This is a genomic window from Mesorhizobium sp. WSM4821 (assembly GCF_055901555.1).
This window is the reverse complement of the sequence record NZ_CM148371.1, coordinates 6,735,423-6,754,631: the sequence shown is the minus strand read 5'-3', so window position 1 is coordinate 6,754,631 and position 19,209 is coordinate 6,735,423. Positions and strand designations below refer to the sequence as shown.

At 62.2% G+C, this 19,209-nt stretch carries 15 protein-coding genes and 1 pseudogene; 10 read left to right on the top strand and 6 right to left on the bottom strand.

What is annotated here, in order from left to right; all coding sequences use genetic code 11:
* Window positions 1-130: 130 nt before the first annotated feature.
* The 3 genes from AC0NID_RS32980 to AC0NID_RS32970 all read left to right on the top strand — a co-directional run bounded on the left by AC0NID_RS32980 (window position 131) and on the right by AC0NID_RS32970 (window position 3,830).
* A complete protein-coding gene (locus AC0NID_RS32980; RefSeq protein WP_473456618.1) occupies window positions 131-1,657 on the top strand; it encodes a sugar ABC transporter ATP-binding protein in 1,527 nt (508 codons plus the stop codon).
* 36 nt (window positions 1,658-1,693) lie between these two features.
* Complete coding sequence (locus AC0NID_RS32975) at window positions 1,694-2,713, top strand: ABC transporter permease (protein ID WP_473456619.1); 1,020 nt, start codon at window positions 1,694-1,696, stop codon at window positions 2,711-2,713.
* Between the two features lie 61 nt (window positions 2,714-2,774).
* Window positions 2,775-3,830 (top strand): substrate-binding domain-containing protein, encoded by a 1,056-nt coding sequence (locus tag AC0NID_RS32970; protein ID WP_473456620.1) that lies wholly within the window; start codon window positions 2,775-2,777, stop codon window positions 3,828-3,830.
* Window positions 3,831-4,043: 213 nt separating this feature from the next.
* On the opposite strand, the pseudogene AC0NID_RS32965 reads toward AC0NID_RS32970, so the two are convergent.
* Window positions 4,044-4,169: pseudogene (locus AC0NID_RS32965) on the bottom strand (type II toxin-antitoxin system YafQ family toxin); the annotation flags it as partial.
* 42 nt (window positions 4,170-4,211) lie between these two features.
* Between AC0NID_RS32965 and AC0NID_RS32960 the strand changes: the two are divergent.
* Window positions 4,212-5,155, top strand: a protein-coding gene (locus tag AC0NID_RS32960; protein WP_474033382.1) for an IS630 family transposase whose coding sequence is annotated in 2 segments (ribosomal slippage) — window positions 4,212-4,548 and window positions 4,548-5,155 — 945 coding nt in all. Because the reading frame shifts where the segments join, the coding sequence is not laid out codon by codon here.
* A 115-nt stretch (window positions 5,156-5,270) separates the two neighbouring features.
* On the opposite strand, the gene AC0NID_RS32955 is transcribed toward AC0NID_RS32960, so the two are convergent.
* The 3 genes from AC0NID_RS32955 to AC0NID_RS32945 form a co-directional block, all read right to left on the bottom strand.
* Window positions 5,271-5,528, bottom strand: coding sequence for a type II toxin-antitoxin system RelB/DinJ family antitoxin (locus AC0NID_RS32955; protein ID WP_473454381.1), 258 nt, complete (start codon window positions 5,526-5,528; stop codon window positions 5,271-5,273).
* A gap of 86 nt (window positions 5,529-5,614) precedes the next feature.
* Window positions 5,615-7,669: a bifunctional aldolase/short-chain dehydrogenase gene (locus tag AC0NID_RS32950; protein WP_473454380.1), complete on the bottom strand. Its 2,055-nt coding sequence runs from the start codon at window positions 7,667-7,669 to the stop codon at window positions 5,615-5,617.
* 83 nt (window positions 7,670-7,752) lie between these two features.
* Complete coding sequence (locus AC0NID_RS32945) at window positions 7,753-8,718, bottom strand: sugar-binding transcriptional regulator (protein ID WP_473454379.1); 966 nt, start codon at window positions 8,716-8,718, stop codon at window positions 7,753-7,755.
* A gap of 291 nt (window positions 8,719-9,009) precedes the next feature.
* On the opposite strand from AC0NID_RS32945, the gene AC0NID_RS32940 reads away from it, so the two are divergent.
* From AC0NID_RS32940 to AC0NID_RS32930, 3 genes are all read left to right on the top strand, one after another.
* A complete protein-coding gene (locus AC0NID_RS32940; protein WP_473454378.1) occupies window positions 9,010-10,650 on the top strand; it encodes an acyl-CoA synthetase in 1,641 nt (546 codons plus the stop codon).
* Window positions 10,651-10,956: 306 nt separating this feature from the next.
* Window positions 10,957-11,385 (top strand): YybH family protein, encoded by a 429-nt coding sequence (locus AC0NID_RS32935; protein WP_473454377.1) that lies wholly within the window; start codon window positions 10,957-10,959, stop codon window positions 11,383-11,385.
* Between the two features lie 26 nt (window positions 11,386-11,411).
* Window positions 11,412-12,020: a YkgB family protein gene (locus tag AC0NID_RS32930; RefSeq protein ID WP_473454376.1), complete on the top strand. Its 609-nt coding sequence runs from the start codon at window positions 11,412-11,414 to the stop codon at window positions 12,018-12,020.
* Between the two features lie 241 nt (window positions 12,021-12,261).
* Here AC0NID_RS32930 and AC0NID_RS32925 read toward each other — a convergent pair whose 3' ends face one another.
* A complete protein-coding gene (locus AC0NID_RS32925) occupies window positions 12,262-13,116 on the bottom strand; it encodes a PhzF family phenazine biosynthesis protein (protein WP_474033381.1) in 855 nt (284 codons plus the stop codon).
* Window positions 13,117-13,322: 206 nt separating this feature from the next.
* The gene (locus AC0NID_RS32920) at window positions 13,323-13,676 is read right to left on the bottom strand and encodes a VOC family protein (RefSeq protein WP_473454374.1); all 354 of its coding nucleotides are present in this window, start codon (window positions 13,674-13,676) and stop codon (window positions 13,323-13,325) included.
* 183 nt (window positions 13,677-13,859) lie between these two features.
* Between AC0NID_RS32920 and AC0NID_RS32915 the strand changes: the two genes are divergently transcribed.
* The 3 genes from AC0NID_RS32915 to AC0NID_RS32905 all read left to right on the top strand — a co-directional run bounded on the left by AC0NID_RS32915 (window position 13,860) and on the right by AC0NID_RS32905 (window position 19,175).
* Entirely contained in the window at window positions 13,860-14,468 is a 609-nt protein-coding gene (locus AC0NID_RS32915) for a TetR/AcrR family transcriptional regulator (RefSeq protein WP_473454373.1), read from the top strand.
* A 73-nt stretch (window positions 14,469-14,541) separates the two neighbouring features.
* A complete protein-coding gene (locus AC0NID_RS32910; protein ID WP_473454372.1) occupies window positions 14,542-15,675 on the top strand; it encodes an efflux RND transporter periplasmic adaptor subunit in 1,134 nt (377 codons plus the stop codon).
* 353 nt (window positions 15,676-16,028) lie between these two features.
* Window positions 16,029-19,175 carry an efflux RND transporter permease subunit gene (locus AC0NID_RS32905; RefSeq protein ID WP_473454371.1) on the top strand — a complete coding sequence of 1,049 codons (3,147 nt, stop codon included), beginning with the start codon at window positions 16,029-16,031 and terminating at the stop codon, window positions 19,173-19,175.
* Window positions 19,176-19,209: the final 34 nt, after the last annotated feature.

Here is a 19,209-nt window from a genome sequence, read left to right as displayed (position 1 = left end):
TCCCGTCTTCTGCGCTGCCGATCATAGTGGAGCCGTGGCGGTTGGGCCAAGCTAGGAAGCCCTCTGGCAATTGTCAATCGTATTGACAATTGCTGAAATAGCCCATAGCGTCACGGTCAGGGAGGAATGAATGGGCAATGATGCCGTGTTCCGCGTGGACGGCCTGAGGAAATCCTTTGGCCACATCGAGGTGCTTGGCGGCGTCTCGCTCGATTTGCATGCCGGCGAAGTGACCGTGCTGATGGGCGCGAACGGCGCCGGCAAATCCACCCTGGTCAAGATCATCAGCGGCGTCTACGAGCGCGGCGGCGGCACGATGCAGCTTGTCGGCCAAGACTTGGCGCCCCAGGAATTCGTGCCAAACACGCCGGCGGAGGCGATCCGCGCCGGCGTCGTCACCGTCCATCAAAACATCAATGACGGTGTCGTCGCCGATCTCGACGTCGCCACCAATTTGACGCTCGACAGGCTGAGCGGGAGCGGCGCGCCGACGCTGTTCAATCCAGGCCGGGTGCGCCGCGAGGCGAAGGCGGTTGCCGACCGCATGGGGCTGGCCATCGACCTAAAGGCCCGGGTCAGCGATCTCTCGCTGGCCGATCGCCAGATGGTGGCGATAGCCCGCGCCATGGCGCACCAGCCGAAAGTGCTGATCCTCGACGAGCCGACCTCCTCATTGTCCAGCGTCGAGGCCGACCGGCTTTTCGCGCTGCTCGACAGGCTTCGCGAGCATGGCGTCGCAATTCTCTACATCTCGCATCGCATGTCCGACATCCGGCGGCTTGCCGACCGTATCGTCTCGATGCGCGACGGCGTCATCTCAGGTGTTTTCGACCGCAAGCCGCTCGATTATGAAGGCGCCGTCAACGCCATGCTCGGCCGCAAGATCCACCTCGACCGGATCGTCGCCAGGAATTCGGCCAAGCCTGTCATGACGATCGACGGGTTGCGCATCGCACAAGGCGCCCGGCCGATTTCGCTGACGCTCGGCGACGGCGAGGTCGTCGCCATCACCGGCCTCGTCGGCGTCGGCAAGACGGCGCTCGCCGAGACGCTGTTTGGCGTGCGCAAGCCGCTGTCCGGGACCATGGTGCTGAACGGAAAGCCCTATGCTCCGGAATCGACAGGCGAGGCGATCGCCGCCGGCGTGTTTCTCGTCGCCAAGGACCGGGCCGATAGCGGGATCGTCGGCGACTTCAACATCCAGGAAAACATCGGCCTGCCGTTCCACAAGCGGATGTCGCGTCTCGGCGTTCTCAGGCGCCGTATCGAGCGCGCCGCCGCCCGCCGGCAGATCCAGGAGCTGGGCATCGTCTGCCGCTCGGAGAAGGACGAAATGTCGGCCCTTTCCGGCGGCAATCAGCAGAAGGTGATGGTCGCCCGCTGGATGTCGCAGGCGGCGAAACTGTTCATTCTGGACGAGCCGTTCCAGGGCGTCGACATTTCCGCCAGGCGCGATATCGCAGCCAAGCTGCGGGCGAGCGCGAACGGCCGTGCGACGCTGCTGTTCGTCACCGAACTGGACGAAGCGCTGGAGACCGCCGACCGCATCCTGGTGATGTCGGAGCAGACGATCGTCGGTGAACATCGCAACGCCGACATCGATCTCGAGCGCCTGCTGGCCGAAGTGGCGGGCGGGCCGCTGCACAGCGCGGCATGAGGGCGGGCGGATAATGGGACGTGGAATGGAGATTGCATGAGTTCGGGTTGGGTAAGGATGGCAGCCGCGCGCGACCATGCCATCCGCTATGGCTTCATTGTCCTGCTGTTCGGGTTGATCGGCTATTTCGCCATCGCCGCCGACGGTTTCGTCTCGCCGCAGAGTGCGGTTTTCATCTTCCAGTCGGTTGCCATCACCGGCGTGCTGGCGCTCGGCGTCACCGCCACCCTGGTCGTCGGCGGCTTCGACCTGTCGATCGGCTCCGTCGCCACCAGCGCCATGATGGCGGCCGCCTATGTCATGGTGGTGCTGGAGCAGAACGCCGTCGTCGCGGTCGCCGCCTGTCTCCTGATCGGCGCCGTTGTCGGGCTCATCAATGGCTGGCTGATCGTCTATATGCGCGTGCCGGACCTTCTGGCGACGCTCGGCATGATGTTCCTGCTCGTCGGCTTGCAGCGCATCCCGACCGAAGGCCGCTCGATCGCCACCGGCATGACGATGCCCGACGGCTCGGTCGCCAACGGTACGTTCGGCGCCGCCTTCCTGGCACTCGGCCGTCACCGCTTCGATTTCTTCATCCCCAATCTCATTCCGGTATCGGTCGTCGTCCTGCTCGTGCTGGCGGTGCTGATCTGGTTCTTTCTCGAATACACGCGTTTTGGACGCATGATGTATGCGGTCGGCAGCAACGAACGGGCTGCCGAGCTCGCCGGCGCGCCTGTCAAGGCATACAAAATCTGGGCCTACGTTATTTCAGGGGTTTTTGCCTCGATTGGCGGCATTTTGCTCGCGGCCCGGCTTGGACGCGGCGATATCGCGTCAGGTAATAATCTCCTGCTCGACGCAGTGGCCGCGGCGCTCATCGGCTACGCGGTCCTCGGCGCCGCCAAGCCGAACGCCTTCGGCACGGCTGTCGGCGCGGTGTTTGTCGGCGTGCTGCTGCAGGGTCTGACGATGATGAACGCGCCCTACTACACGCAGGATTTCATCAAGGGCGTGGTGCTCGTGGTTGCCCTCGTCTTTACCTTCGCCCTTTCCGGCAGGGGCAGGAGGTAGGATTTCGACAGATAGGATTTCGACCGGCTGAAATTTGAGTTCAACAAGTGGAGGAAACGACATGAAGATCACAAGAAGACTATTGGGGAAGACAGCGCTCGGGCTTGCCGGCGCCGCGCTGCTGATGCAGGTGCCGGCGATGGCGCAGGACAAGCCGGCGCCGTTCGACAAACCCGGCACCGTCAAGATCGCGCTGGTGCGCTATCTTTCGACCGGCGACTTCTTCCAGGCCTATCTGTCCGGCGTCGAAGCGCAGGCCAAGGCGCTTGGTGTCGATCTGCGCGTGCTCGACAGTCGTCAGGACGCAGCTCTCCAGGCAGACATGGTCGACCAGGCCATCGCGCTCGGTGTCCAGGGCATCATCATCCAGCACGGGCTGACGGAATCGATGAAGGAAGCCGCGCAGCGCGCGGTCGACGCCGGCATCAAGGTCGTCGCCTTCGACGTCAATGTCGAAAACCCCAAAATCCCTCAGATCGAGCAGTCCGACCGCGACCTTGCACGCCTCGCGCTCGAACAGGCGATCAAGGACAATGGCGAGAGCTGGAAGGCCGGCTACGTCTATGTCGCGGGCATCGCGCCGCTCGACCGCCGCAACGAGACCTGGGTCGACGTCAAGAAGAAGTATGCCGGCATCAATGAAGTCGCCATGTTTGGCACACTCGACAATCCGATCGCCAATTCCGTCGCCAACCAGGCCCGCTCGGTGCTTTCCGCCAACCCCGACATCAAGGTGATGTTCGCGCCCTATGACGAATTCGCCAAGGGCGTGAAGATCGCCGTCGACGAGGCGGGATTCAACAAGGACATCAAGATCTATTCGGCCGACATCTCGACCTCCGACATCGCAGCGATGCGCGAGCCCGACAGCGCCTGGGCGGCAACCGCCGCCACCAACCCGGCCGTCGTCGGCCAGGTCTCGGTGCGCGCTCTGGCACAGCTCTTGGCCGGCGAAGACCCCGGCCACAACGTCATCGTGCCGCCGACACTTATCACCCAGAAGGATCTGATCGACAAAGACATCAAGAACATGGAAGACCTCTCGGCCAAGCTGCCGCAGTTCGCCCATGCTGATGTCGCGATGCCGGCCTGGATGCCGAACCCGAACGCGAAGTAGCGGTCTGCTATAAGCGGACAAATCCAACCAATCTCCAGCTGGTGCGTGGAATTGGCGTAAACTGGAACTGAGAGGCGCTTGCAGCAAAATTGCTGCAGGCGACTTTTCGCCGAAGATATCTTCACTCGTTGAACAGATCGGAATGGGAGCCAGTGCGAGCAAGTGTAGTTCATCGCCGGCAACGCGGTAGATCAAGAGCCAGTCCGGCTCCACATGAGCGTCACGATAGCCTCTCCAGTCGCCTTTCAGAGGGTGATCCTTATAGGTCGCCGGCAGCTCATGTTCGGCGACTAGAGCGGGATGGGATTTGTAGGAGTCGTAGGATTCCCAAATCAGCAATGATCTGATTCAACATCGATGCTGGGAAGGAGGCCAGCATGGATGGCATCATATTCGATGGACCTTCGCGAACGGGTTGTGGCAGCGGTCAAGCAGGAGGGCATGTCGCGGCGTGCGGCGGCGGCTCGCTTTGGGGTCAGCTACAGCGCGGCGATCGAGTGGCTGAAGCTTTTCGAGGAGACCGGCAGCGTCAAGCCCCGCCAGGTCGGCGGCTATAAGCCGAAGAAGATATCGGGGGCGTGGCGCGACTGGCTGGTCGAGCGTTGCCGGGATAAGGCCTTCACCTTGCGCGGGCTTGTCGCCGAACTTGGCGAGCGCGGCCTGAAGGTCGACTATCGTTCGGTGTGGGAGTTCGTGCACGCCGAGGGGCTGTCGCATAAAAAAAGACGCTGATCGCCGCCGAGCAGGACCGTCCCGATGTGGCGCGCCGGCGGGCGCAGTGGGTTCAGTATCAGGGCCGGATCGACCCCGCCCGCCTGGTGTTCATCGACGAGACCTGGACCAAGACCAACATGGCCCCGCTCAGGGGCTGGGCGCCGGTCGGACAGCGGATCAAGGCCAAAGTTCCCAATGGCCACTGGAAGACAATGACCTTCCTGGCAGCGCTACGCCAGGATCGCGTCGACGCGCCTTGGCTCATCGACGGGCCGATCAACGGCGAGAGGTTCCTCCTCTATGTCGAGAAGGTTCTCTCGTCGACCCTTCGTCCGGGCGACATCGTCGTCTTGGACAATCTCGGCAGTCACAAAGGCAAGGCCGTGCGCCGCGCGATCCGAAACGCCGGCGCGAGGCTCTTCTTCCTGCCGAAATACTCGCCCGACCTCAATCCGATCGAACAGCTCTTCGCCAAGCTCAAGCACTGGCTGCGAAAGGCCGCAAAACGGACCGTCGAAACGGTTTGCGACGCCATCGGCCAGATTCTCAACCGCGTCACACCTGTCGAGTGCTCAAATTATTTCGCAAACTCAGGATATGACTGGAGGTAATCTCATCCCGCTCTAGCAGGCGTATAAGCTCGCCCAATTGCCAAGGTCTTTGCCCCGCTTCTCCATACGCTTTACATCCCGGCGGAATTGCCCGGAGCGAACGGGCGTCAGCACGTCAGATTCCCAAATCCTTGAACAACTCATCGGTCGAGGCGAAACGCTTGCCCTTGCCTTGTTCCAACTCGGCCATCGCCTTTCGAGTGGTTGCGTTCGGCACTTTCACCGGAAACGGAAGCTCCTTGTCGGCAGCGACGCGGACCAGCAGCAAGCGGATGGCGTCGGAAACGGACAATCCCATCGCCGCCAAGGCTTCCGTTGCCTGAGCCTTTGTCGCCGTATCGATCCGCGCGCGGACCACCGTATCTGTTGCCATGTTGTGACTCCTTGAAATTGAGCCACAATGTAGCTACGAAATGCCAATTTCGCAAGCGGTTGATGTGGCAAGTTGCGTCGCGTGCATTAACGCAGCGCCGCCGCGATGTTGCCGCCGTCCACTGTCGTCACATCGGCGGTGGTCCGCTCGGCCAGCGCCTGATGCAGGAAGGCCTGTGCCACGTCCTCTGCCGTCACTTCCTGCCCGAGCAGGTTGCCCGACATGTATTCCTTTTCCGATACGCCGCGCGCGCCCGAACGGCTGGCGATCATGGCGTCGGTCAGCAACCCTGAACGGATGCGATCGGCGTTGACGGCGTTCGAGCGGATGCCATGCGCGCCGTAGTCGAGGGCATATTGCCTTGACAGGAACAGCGTTGCCGCCTTCGGGATGCCATAGGCGCCGAACTTCGGCCCCGGATTGATCGCCTGCTTGGAGGTGTTGAACAGAAGCACGCCGCCGGTACCCTGTTCGAGCATGATACGCACCGCGTTCTGCGCCGCCGACTGGTGGGCGAAGAAATTGAGCTCGAAGCTCTTGCGCAAGGTGGCGTCGTCGAGCTCGCCGATCCGGCCTTCCCAGGCCGCACCGGCATTCGAGACGAGGATGTCGAGGCCGCCGTAGACGGCGACCGCCCTGTCGAACGCAGCGCGCATCTCACCCGGATCGGTGATGTCGGCACCGATGCCGATCGAACCGTTGCCGGCCTTTTTTGCCGCCTCGGCAGCCCTTGACGCGTCGAGGTCGACGACGACGGCGTGCGCCCCATTGTCGGCGAACAGCTTTGCCGTGGCGGCACCGATCGCGCCGGCGCCGCCGGTGACCAGCACCACCTGGCCGGTCAGCGGTTTCGGCTTGTTGGAGGCGAGCTTGGCCTGTTCCAGCGACCAGTATTCGAGCGGGAACAGATCGGCCTTCGACAGCGGCCGGAAGTCGCCGACCGCTTCAGCACCGCGCACCGCCTCGATCCACATTTCACCGACATCGGAGGCGATCCTCGCATCCTTCAGCGTGCGGCCATGGCCGAACATGCCGAGGCCCGGCACCAGCGTCAGCCGCGGCATCTGGTCGAGCATCGTGCGCTTCACGTCGTCAAGTGCGTCGTTGGTTTCGAAGTAGGCGCGGTAATCCTTGACGAATTGTTCGACGTGGCTGCGGATGACGGATTTATAGTCGCCGATTTTCTCGGCGTCGGGTGCCGGCAGCGCCATCGGTCCGGTCTTGATACGGATCGACAGGTCCGGTGTCGACACGCCGCGCCCGGCATAGTCGGCGATTTTTGCCGAATTGATGAAATCGACGATCGCGTCCGACGTGCGGAAATCGCTGATCATGCGGTCGAAGCGGCCTTCGCCGCGCGCGACCGCCACCGCGCCGCGCAGCATCGGTGCAATCTCCGCCGGCTTCGCCAGCCTGGCCGGCAAGGCCACTTTTTCGGTGCGCGGCTTGCCGTGGCTGGCGATGAAATCCTCGGCGAGGTTCACATAATGGATCATCCGGTCGTAGGCCTGCTTGGCATCGTCGCCGAAGGTGAAGATGCCATGCTTGTCGAGGATCAGGCCTTCGACCGTCGGGTCGGCATCGAAGACATCGGCCGCCGCTTTCGCCAACTCGAAGCCCGGCATGATGTAGGACACGAAACCCATCTTGCTGCCGAAGACCTTCTTGCTCAGCGCTTCGCTGTCGTCCTGGTCGACGATGGCCAGAATGGCGGTCGAGTGTGTGTGGTCGACAAATTTATGCGGCAGGAAGGCGTGCAGCAGCGTCTCGACCGAAGGATTGGGTGAAGACGGGTCGATGAGGTTCACCCGCTGCAGGGCGACCATGTCCTCGTCGGAGAGCCTTTTGAGCGACCGCGCCTTGAGCAGGGCGCCGAGCTTGACCGCCGGCAGGCCTTGCGGCTCGATGACGCCCATGTCCCAGCCACTGCCCTTGACGCAGAGCACGTCCCATTCGTCGCCGACGAGGTCGACAGCTTTCGTCTTGCAGGAGGTGTTGCCGCCGCCATGCAGGACAAGCCGCGGTTCACCGCCCAGAAGCCTGGTCGTATAGACGCGCAGCGCCAGGTCGCGGGCCACACCCTTCTTTGCATAGTCGGCAACCAGCTTCTCCGCGTCGCCGTCATTCCACAGGTTCTTCATGTTCGTTTCGTCCGATTTGCTTTTGTTGTGAAACAGGAATGCCGCGACGCCTTGATGACAAGGCGCAGCGGTAACGGTGTCCTCTAGGCGACCTTTTCCACTGCCGGTCCGGGATGGTCGAGCAACCGTCGCGCCATCCGTGCGCCGACCACGAGATGCGTGCACAGCCCGCCCGCGATCGCCGCCACCAGCGGTTCGAACTTGCTGTCCTCCTGCACCACCATGAGGCGCTTTTCGATCTTGCGCAGCGATGACAGCTCCGCCGAAATGATCCGCCGGTTGTAGCTGCAGTCGAGCGCCTTGCCTTGCGCGTCGATGATCTGCCCAGCGATGACGCCGGCAGCGCCGGCACGGCGCAGCACATCCATTTCGCTCGTCGTCAGCGCGCCGCATTTGACGACATGGCTGTCGGCGTCGACGGTGCCGACCGAATACAGCGCCAGGTCGCATTCACTGATACCCGACAACTGCTCGCGGATCACCGGCTCGGCGCGCAGGCCGCGCGCCAGTTCTTCCGTCGTCAGCACCAGCGGCGCATAGAAATTGAGCCCCTTGGCGTTGAGCCGGCGCGCGATTTCCATGGTGCATTGGTCGGGTCGGTAGGAATAGGGGGCTCCAAGATTGCCGCAGAGCTGCACCACGGTGACATCCTGCAGATCGGCATAGGACATGATGTCGGCGATCGTGTAGATGGTCCGGCCCCAGGCGACGCCGATGCGGTCGCCCTTCTTGACCAGCTCGAGAAAAACGCTGGCCGCCAGCACCGCAATGTCGATCGACGGATCGGCGACATGACCGTTTTCAGGCGCGATCCAGACGGTGTCGAGGTTCAGCGCGTCTTCGAGCTTGCGCGCCATGACATCGTCGGTGAAAAGCTGCGTCGAGGTCGAGATGTTGACGATGCCGGTCTCGCGCGCCTTGCGCAGATACATGGCGACCGAGGCACGCGAAATCTTGAGCTGGCTGGCAACCTGGTCCTGGCGCAGGCCGTGGGCATAATAGAGCCAGGCGGCCTTGTGAATAAGCTGTTCTGCCGGTCGGATCGCCATGCCATCTCCTTGCTGACATTATTCACGGCTCTCGACAAAAGTCAAACCAGGCAAGGGCAAGCGATGCCCCTTCGCTCACTGAATCCAGATCATCACTGTGCCAAATGCGCTCTATCGTGGCATCGTTGGTGGTGACGGGCCGAGAGCCAGTGGGCAGAAGTTGCCGATCAGACATTACAGCGCCGCGCGTCCTTTTGGACGCGCAAAGGATGCTGTAACACTTAGATTTTGCGCATGATCCTTCCGAAAATCGATTCCGATTTTCAGGGTCACGCGCCAGGGGAGGACGGGATGGGCAATCCCTATGAACAGGATCTCGACAGGAACGCGGCCAATCACCAGCCGCTGACGCCGCTCACCTATCTGGAGCGGGCGGCAAAGACCTTTCCGGACCATGTCGCCATCATCCATGGCCGCCAGCGCACAAGCTATCGCGATTTCTGGCGGCGGTCGCTGAAGCTTGCCTCGGCGCTCTCCAGGCGCGGCATCGGCAAGGGCGACACCGTCAGCGTCATGCTGTCCAACACGCCGCCGATGCTGGAAGCGCATTTCGGTGTGCCGATGACCAAGGCGGTGCTGCACTCGCTCAACACCCGTCTCGATGCCGCGGTCATCGCCTTCCAGCTCGACCATACCGAAACCAAGGTGCTTGTCGTCGATCGCGAATTCGCAAATATCGTCAGCGAGGCGCTGGCGCTGGCCAAGGTGAAGCCGCTGGTCGTCGATTATGACGATCCCGAATACGCCACCGATGCTCCCTATCCCAAGGGCGAGCGGATCGGCACCCTCGACTACGAGGACTTTGTCGCGGGCGGCGACGAGGATTTCGCGTGGTCGATGCCCGACGACGAATGGGACGCGATCTCGCTCAACTATACGTCCGGCACGACAGGCAATCCCAAGGGCGTCGTCTACCACCATCGCGGTGCGGCGCTGATGGCCTACGCCAACACCATCCATGCCGGCATGGGCAAGCACGCGGTCTATCTTTGGACGCTGCCGATGTTCCACTGCAACGGCTGGTGCTTTCCCTGGACGCTGGCCGTGCAGGCCGGCACCCATGTCTGCCTGCGCTGGGTGCGGCCGAAGCCGATCTACGATGCCATCGCCGACCAAGGCGTCACGCATCTGTGCGGCGCGCCGGTGGTGATGTCGGTGCTGATCAATGCCGGGGATGAGGACAAGCGGCAATTTCCACAGACGGTCACCTTCAACACGGCCGCAGCGCCGCCGCCGGAAGCCGTGCTCTCGGGCATGGCCGATGCGGGCTTTGCGGTCACCCACCTTTATGGCCTGACCGAGACCTACGGCCCGGCGGTTGTCAACGAATGGCATGGCGAGTGGGACGGGCTGGAGAAGGGACAGAAAGCGGCGAAGAAGGCCAGGCAAGGCGTGCGCTATGCCGCGCTCGAAGACCTGACGGTGATGGACCCCGAGACGATGCAGAGGACGCCGGCCGACGGCGAGACGCTCGGCGAGGTCATGTTCCGCGGCAACATCGTCATGAAAGGCTATCTGAAGAACCGCAAGGCGAGCGACGAGGCCTTCGCCGGCGGCTGGTTCCACTCGGGCGACCTCGGCGTCATGCATGCCGATGGCTACATCCAGCTCAAGGACCGCTCCAAGGACATCATCATTTCCGGTGGCGAGAACATCTCCTCGATCGAGGTCGAGGAAGCGCTCTACAAGCATCCAGCCGTCGCCTCCTGCGGCGTCGTCGCCAGGCCCGACGACAAATGGGGCGAAGTGCCGGTCGCCTATGTCGAACTGAAGCCGGGCAAGACGGCGACCGAGGCCGGGATCATCGAGCACTGCCGCGCGCTGCTCGCCCGCTTCAAGGTGCCGAAAGCAGTGATCTTCGCCGAGATCCCAAAGACCTCGACCGGCAAGATCCAGAAGTTCAGGCTGAGGGAGACGGCGAAGGAAGCCTAGACCGGGCGGGATCCTCGCGCGAGAAGGTTCCGTCCCTTGCGTTTGGACTTGTCGACTGCGGAGCCGTAGCCGGTGTCTGCATCAGCCGCTCGGGCCATGGCCGAATTCGGCGTGCGCCCGTTCGATCTCGCGACCTACGGGAAGTTGGACGCTTCCCCCCAAGCCGACAGTCCAAGCACATGCCGCGCAGCAGCCGGATCGGCTGAAGGGACAAAAAGATCAATCAGTGTCGGATCGAGCGCCTCCCGATCGTCCTCGATACAGAACCAACTCGACGGAAGAATATCTAGCGGGAGGAGAATTCCAATGGAGAACACGGAGCGCGACGCCGAGGCACACATCCAGGCGCTAATCGAGCGTTGGGCGAACGCTGTGCAGCAGCAGGACCTGGAGAAAATCGTTGCGGATCATGCGACGGACTTTCTGATGTTCGATGTTCCACCTCCGAACGAACTCACTGGAATTGAGGCCTACCGGGATAGCTGGGGTCCGTTCTTCGAGCACTTCAAGCAGGGCGGCGTTTTCGCGATCGAGCGGCTAGATGTCACGGCGGGCGACCGGGTTGCTTTTGCAACCGCATTGCTGCGGTGCGGCACCAGCGAAGAGCTTGAAAAGGACCCGGCAACCCGCCTCCGGCTTACCGCAGGACTACGCAAGGAAGGTGACCTTTGGATTATCGCTCACGAGCATCACTCGTACCCTTACAAAGCCGGACTGAGCAGCGAATCGGGGTGATCGAGCGACCGTGACAGCGGCGGCGATTGGCCAACCGCCAGATCATGCCACTAAGGACAAGTTCGGGCGCAATTTACGACGCGGGTAGTGCAATTGGCGGATGGAGGAGAAAACTCATGCCGGTTCTCAGAACATCAGAGCCTGAAGGTCAAGGCGAGACCCTTCCTCGGCCATGGGCGCGAAACGCCGCCGCGGTCAGGAAAGCCGGACGGATCGTCGCCCTGACCGGGGTCATACTGCCGCTTCTCATGATCGGCGGCATGAAGTTCACCTCTGTTGAGATCGAGGCGTTGAGGCCGCTGATCGGCGGCACGCCTTGGCTCGCCTGGATGTATCCGGTATTTGGTGAAGGCGGTGCCTCTTATGTGCTTGGCGTCGTGGAGATCGCGACCGCGCTTCTCCTGATGGCCGGCCCCTGGTCGGCGCGCGCCGGTGTGGCCGGCGGGGCATTGGCCGCCCTGATTTTCCTAGTCACCTGTTCGATCATGGTTGCCCTGCCGATCTGGGAGCCTGCGCTGGGCTTTCCTGCGCTCGGTCCCGCCGGTCAGTTCCTGATCAAGGATATTGCGCTGCTCGGCATCGCGCTTGTCGTACTGGGCGAAAGCCTGAACAGGTTAAACAAACCGGCTACCTAAGCCAATCCAGTCGAAGGCGAGCGGCAGACCGTGTCATCCGCATAGCCGCGCCAAATGGCGGGGCTCCACCTACCGCGACCTTGTGGGACGGGCACAGGTTCGCCGCCTGCGCGGCCACCGGATCTGCAACCTTCGACTAATGCATGTCGCGCAAAAGTGTGCAGCGGTTTTGCGATAACGACATGCATTAAAACAAGGACTTAAGGCGCGTTGCATGGATCCGTTCAAACGCGACGCGCCTTTAGATCGAAAACGCCCCGCTCGCCACCACAATGCCGCGCCCGGAAACGCTCACTGAGCCGGCATCTACATTGACCTCAATGATGCTGGTACGTCCGAGAGCCGTGCCTTGCTCGACCTTGATTACGCCGGGCTGTGCAAGACCGTGTGCAACGAGATGTGCGGCGAGCGGACCGGCCGCCGTACCGGTTGCCGGATCCTCGGAAATGCCGACAGTCGGGTTGAAAAACCGCGCATACGCTGTGGTTCCGGGCTGCAGTGGATCGAGCGAGAAGACGTAGCAGCCTTCCCCACCCACCTCGTTTAGCAGGTCGAAAAGCTGTTTGGCATCAGGCGAAATCCGGTCGACTGCTTCGCGATCGCGGATTGGCACCAGGAGATGGGCAGCACCAGTCGAGACCACCTGGCAAGGCACGACGTCCGCCGCTATTTCTTCGGCATCAAGGCCGAGTGCGTTGGCAAGAGCGCCAAGATTTGAGAGCTGCCGGCCGGCCACTGGGGCCTCTTGCTGCATAATGATCTTTTCCAGTCGCCCTTGGCTTTGCCAGATGGCCAATGGATATACCAAGTCGCCGATCTGTTGGTGAAACCGTGTTGGGCCATCGCCCAGATCGAGCCGCCCCGCTGCAGCCAGCCACCACCAAGCCCCTAACGTGTTGTGGCCGCCGGCACCGAAAACCTCTACGCCTTTCGGCGTGAAAGAGCGCAACTTCCAGTCGGCGTCAGCCCGGGTCGCCGGTAGGACGAAGGTGGTCTCGGACTGGTTGAACTCACGTGCAATGTTCTGCATGAGCTCAAGCGCCAACTCGGCACCGCCGTCGACCACCGCAAGTGAATTACCCGTCAGCGGCTCCACCGCGAAGACATCGACGAAATGAAATGGGATTGTTCTGCTCATGTTTGCTCCGATGACCGCAATTGGCCCGTTTCAGTCGTTCGCCTTGAAATCTGGACAGTTTCTAATGCATGCCGCCCAAAAGTGCGCAGCGGTTTTGGGACAACGACATGCATAAAAGACAGAGATTCAAAGCCCGTTGCATTAATCCTTTCAGCCGACGGGCTTTAGCGAAGATGCGAGAGCACGTTGAGCAGCTTGCCGGTCGGGTCGGCGATGAAGAAACGTCTTACGCCCCACGGTTCGTCGGTCAAATCGTAGACCACTCTGCAACCGATCTCGTTTGCGCGAAGATACGCCTCGTCCACGTCGTCGACCTCGATCGACAGATCGGGAACGGGGGTGCCTGAGCCGCCCTCGCTGGCGATGCTGATTTGGGGGGTCGTTGTTTCGTGGGACGCCAGCGTGACGAGCCACCCATGATCCATGACGGCATCGAGCCCGAACAGGTCGGAATAGAACTTCCGCACATCCGGAATGCTGTCCGTTGCGATATTCGTGACGATGCGCAGTACGGTCATCCCATGATCTCCTTCCCTATGCACTGTCCCCGGCAGGGCGTCCGTGAGCCGATCATGGCGAGCGGTGTCAACAGATGTCACCAGTCGCCCAGGCGGACATATCACAGGTTGACAGCAGGCTTATTTCTAATTACGAATGACGAAATTCAAAATTCGTCACTCGTAATGAGCCACTGAAACACCATGCATGACACCCTCGAGACGGTGGCCGACTTGGCCCGGCAGGAGAATGTAGCGCGCATCCTCGATTGCGCGGAGCGCCTGTTCCGCCATTACGGCTACGGCAAAACCAATGTCGCCGACATAGCGCGCGAACTCGGCATGTCGACGGCCAATATCTATCGTTTCTTTGCATCCAAGGTCGAGATCCACCAGGCCGTTTGCGGTCGCATGCTCGCCACCTGCTACCAACTGACCTACGACGCTTGCCATGGTCCCGGAACCGCCAGCGAAAGGCTTCGCCGCTACGTGCAAACGCATCATCAGTGGACCCGCGACACCATGCTCGACCAGGAGAAGGTGCACGAAATGGTCGTCGTTGCCATCGAACGCGATTGGCACGTCATCGAAAAGCATATCGAAAGGATCCGTAGCCTGGTGGCGGAGGTCATCAGCGAGGGGATCGCAACCGGCGAGTTCGCCGATCAGGACCCCGAAGTCGCTTCGCGGTGTTTCGGCGCCGCCATCGTTACCCTCTGTCACCCGCAGATGGTCGCCCAGTGTCTCGCCAAGGAGAACCGGGCGATGCCGGGCGAGCTTATCGAATTTGCGATCAAGGCCTTGAAGAAATGACCGGCGGTCCGCCGGGCCTCGACAATTCATCTCCAGTTTCGGGATTACACAAGTGTCTTTGTCCAAATCCATCATGAATACGGCCGTTGGTCCGGCTCTGGTCGTCGTCGTGGCGCTCGGGCTCGCCGGATGCTCGCAGGAAAAAGTGGAAGTCAAGGACATCGTCCGGCCGGTCAAGGTCGTCGAGATCACCAAGGCGAATGACACCCGTGAACTCTCCTATTCCGGATCGGTGCGCGCCCGCACCGAGATGAATCTCGGGTTCCGCATCAACGGCAAGATCACCGAGCGGCTGGTCGACATCGGCCAACGCGTGAAGCCGGGCGAAGTTCTGGCCCGCATCGATCCCGCCGACTACGACCTTTCGGTCAAAAGCGCGGAGGCGGCTCTCGAGGCCGCCGAGCGGCAGGTCGAGACAACAGACCTTGCCCGCCGCCGCGCCGAACAGTTGTTTGCCAAGCACTTCGCGTCGAAATCGCAGCTCGAACAGGCGACCCTCACTTACGATCAGGCCGTCGCCACCCGGAATTCCGCCCGCTCATCGCTTGACCAGGCGAAAAACCAGGTCCTCTACACCGACCTCAAGGCGGACAGGAACGGCATCGTCACATCAATCGCCGCCGATGTCGGTCAGGTGGTCGGCTCCGGCACGCCGGTTGTGACCGTTGCCGTCGATGGCGAAAAGGAAGTGCTCATCGCCGTTCCGGAAATGGATATCGCCCAGTTCAAGCCGGGCAAGGACGTCAAGGCAGGCTTCTGGTCCGACGATGCGCTGACGCTCGACGGCAAGGTCCGCGAAGTCGCCGGCAGCGCCGATCAGCAGTCGCGCACCTTTGCCGTTCGCGTCAGCCTGCCCAACGATCCGCGCGTGCTTCTCGGCATGACCGCGACCATTGAAGCTTCGGCGGCCAACAACAATCCGCAAAGCGTATCGATCCCGTTGAGCGCGCTGGCTCAAAAGGATGGCCAGCAGATCGTCTGGACCGTGGACCGCAACGGCGAGACCGTCCATGCGCGTCCGATCAAGGTCGCCGAGTTCACCGCCGACGGCGTGCAAGTTGCCGAAGGATTGAAGTCCGGCGACATCGTCGTTGCCGCCGGCACGCAATTCATGGCCGAGAACCTGAAGGTCAAGCTGACCGGCGATGCGGTGCAACAGTCCGCATCGGCGGAGGATGATGGCGACGCCGCCAAGCGCATGCGCTGACGGCCAAGCGAATAAAGCCGGCTTTTCATCGCATCGGCGCAAGCCGCGAGGTCAAGCAGGTCATGGTTTCCGGGCGGCAGGTGCCGATTGTCGAGACGCCAGGTCGATGCAACCCCCCGCCATCGATCCCCGCGTCCCACCGCGATGAGTGTCTCTCCGCTCGGAAAGCCTCGCCGCCCGGAAGCCTGGAGCATGATCCCGAAAAGTGGAATCCGGTTTTCGGAAAAGATCATGCTTGAACAGGAAAGATGGAGCCCATCCCGATCCTGTCGGGATGGAAAAGGCTCCAGCATCGGAAGTTCCGTGGGCATGCGACGCGCGTGCGCTGACGATCAGAAAAATGGACTGGCGCTATGACCACCGACACCAATGAAAAGCGGCCCTTCAATCTTTCGCGCTGGGCAATCGGGCACCCGAGCATTGCGCGGTTCCTGTTCGGCCTGATCATCATTGCCGGTGCGCTCGGTCTGATGCGCATGGGCCAGAAGGAAGACCCGGATTTCACCTTCCGCGTCATGGTCGTCCAGGCGGTCTGGCCGGGTGCCTCGATCCAGGAGATGGAGGACCAGGTCGTCAACAAGATCGAGCGCAAGCTGCAGGAAACGCCGCATCTCGATTTCGTCCGTTCCTACACGCGCGCCGGCAGCGCCATCATCACCTTGCAGGTAAAGGGCGACACCAACCCCGAGCAGGTCGCGGACGCCTTCTACCAGGTGCGCAAGAAGGTCGGCGACATCTCGAATGAGCTGCCTCAGGGGCTGCTTGGGCCCTATTTCAACGATGAGTTCGGCGACACTTTCATCACCTTGCATTCGATCAGCGGCGACGGCTACAGCTATCCCGAGCTGAAGAAATTCGCCATCCAGGCGCGCGACATGCTGCTGACGACGCCCGGCGTCGAGAAGGCCGTGATCATCGGCGACCAGCCTGAAAAGATCTATATCGACGTTTCGTCCAAGGCGCTTGCCCAGCGCGGCCTGACGCTCACCGATCTGCAGAACGCGATCAGGGGCCAGAACAATGTCGATCCGGCGGGCTCGGTCGATACCGGCCAGCGTTCGGTGCGCATCTCGGTCGAAGGCGACGTGACGAAAGCGGCAGACATCCGCGAACTTCGCCTGCGTGCCGGCAACCAGGTGACGCGCCTGGGCGACATCGCCACCGTGACCTCCGGCCTCGAGGACCCCTATCAGCGCAAATACCGTTTCAACGGCAACGACAGCGTCCAGGTCGGTGTCGTCATGGCCAAGGGCTTCAATGTCACCGACGTCGGCAAGGACGTCGAGGCGACCTATCACCGCTTCGAAGAGGCGCTGCCCCACGGCGTTTCGGTCGACCAGATTTCCGACCAGCCGGAAGTCGTCAGGGAAGCGGTGACGGAGTTCATGGAAGCGCTTGGCGAGGCGCTGCTGATCGTGCTTGTCGTGTCGTTCCTGACGATCGGCTGGCGTTCGGGCCTGGTGATCGCGATCACCATTCCGCTCGTTCTGGCCGCCACCTTCGCCATCATGTACGAGATTGGCATCGATCTGCAGCGCATCTCGCTCGGCGCGCTGATCATTGCGCTCGGCCTGCTCGTCGACGATGCGATGATCGTCGTCGAAATGATGGAGCGCAAGCTCGAGGAGGGACTGGTCAAAATCGAGGCGGCGAGCTTCGCTTACACCTCGACGGCCTTCCCGATGCTGACCGGCACGCTGATCACCACCGCCGGCTTCATCCCGGTCGGCTTCGCGGCCTCGACGGCCGGTGAATATGTGCGCACGCTGTTTTATGTCGTCGGCATCGCGCTGGTCGTGTCCTGGTTCGTGGCGGTCTATTTCACCCCATGGCTCGGTCATATGATCCTCAAGCAGCGAAAACATGCCGGCAGCCATCACGATGTCTTCGACACGCGCTTCTATCGCCGGCTTCGCGCCACCGTCGGCTGGTCGGTGCGCCACCGCATCATCGTGCTGGTCATGACGCTGGTGACGTTCGCCACCAGCCTGTGGGCGTTCCAGTTCATCCCGCAGAACTTCTTCCCGCAGTCGTCGCGTCCCGAAATCCTGGTCGACCTCTGGCTGCCGGAAGGCACCAGCATCAAGGAAGTCGAGACGCAGGCCAAGGCGCTCGAAACCAGGATGATGGACGATCACGACAAGCGCTTCATCGCCACCTATATCGGCGAGGGCGCGCCGCGCTTCTTCCTGCCGCTCGACCAGCAGCTTAGCAATCCGAACTTCGCCCAGCTTCTGGTGATGGCCAACGACGAACCGGCCCGCGAGCGGCTGATCGTCAAGCTGCGCACCATTCTGGCCGAGGACTTCCCGTCGATCCGCGCCAAGGTCGATCGCCTGTTCCTCGGTCCGCCCACGGGCTGGCCGGTGCAGATGCGCGTCATGGGCCCGGATCGCCAGGAGGTGCGCCGCATCGCCGACGAGGTGAAGGCGAAGTTCCAGGCAAATCCGCTGCTCGGCGCCGTCCACGACGACTGGCTGGAGCCGGTGCCGGAGATGAAGCTGGTGATCGACCAGGATCGCGCCCGTGCGCTCGGCGTCACCTCGCAGCGCATCCGCCAGATGCTGCAGGCGACCATGTCGGGAGCGCCGCTCGACGATTTCCGCGACGGCGAGGAGACCATTTCGATCATCGCCCGCGAACCGGAGGCGAGCCGTCACCTGCTGTCGGCGGTCGACTCCGTCTATATCCGGACGGATTTCGGTGGCTTCGTGCCGCTGTCGCAGGTCGCCAAGGTCGTACCTGTGCTGGAGCAAGGCGTCGAATGGCGGCGCAACCGCCTACCGACCATCAGCGTGCGCGCCACGCTGCCGGACGGCGTGCAGTCGAACGACGTCGTCATGAAGATGTACAGCGAGATGCAGGGCCTGCGCGACGGTCTGGCGCCCGGCTACAACATCGAGATCCAGGGCGGCGCCGAGGATTCAGCCGAAAGCCAGGCTTCTATCGCTGCCAAGGCGCCGATCATGCTGGCCGTCATCGTCGTGCTGCTGATGATCCAGCTGCAGCATTTCGGCAAGGCGATGCTGGTGCTGGCAACCGGTCCGCTCGGCATCATCGGTGCGGCGGCGGCACTTTTGATCAGCGGCGCGCCTTTCGGCTTCGTCGCCATCCTCGGCGTCATCGCGCTGCTCGGCATCATCATGCGCAACTCGATCATCCTGGTCGACCAGATCGACCAGGACATCGCGTCCGGCATGGAGCGTTCCGAGGCGATCATCGGCTCGGTCGTCCGCCGCTTCCGGCCGATCATGCTGACGGCGCTGACGGCGGTCCTGGCGCTGATCCCGATTTCGCGCGGCGTCTTCTGGGGTCCGCTCGCCTATGCCATGATGGGCGGTATCCTCGTCGCCACGGTGCTAACCATCCTCGTCCTTCCGGCGGGCTATGCCCTGTTCTTCGGCAGGGAGCGCAAGAAGGCCGCGGACGCGGAGCAGGCGGCCGAGCCGGAGCCGGCGGAAAACGACGACAGGCCACGACTGCCGCTGGCGGCCGAATAGAGCTGTTGGCCGAACAGAGTTGTTGGCAGATGTG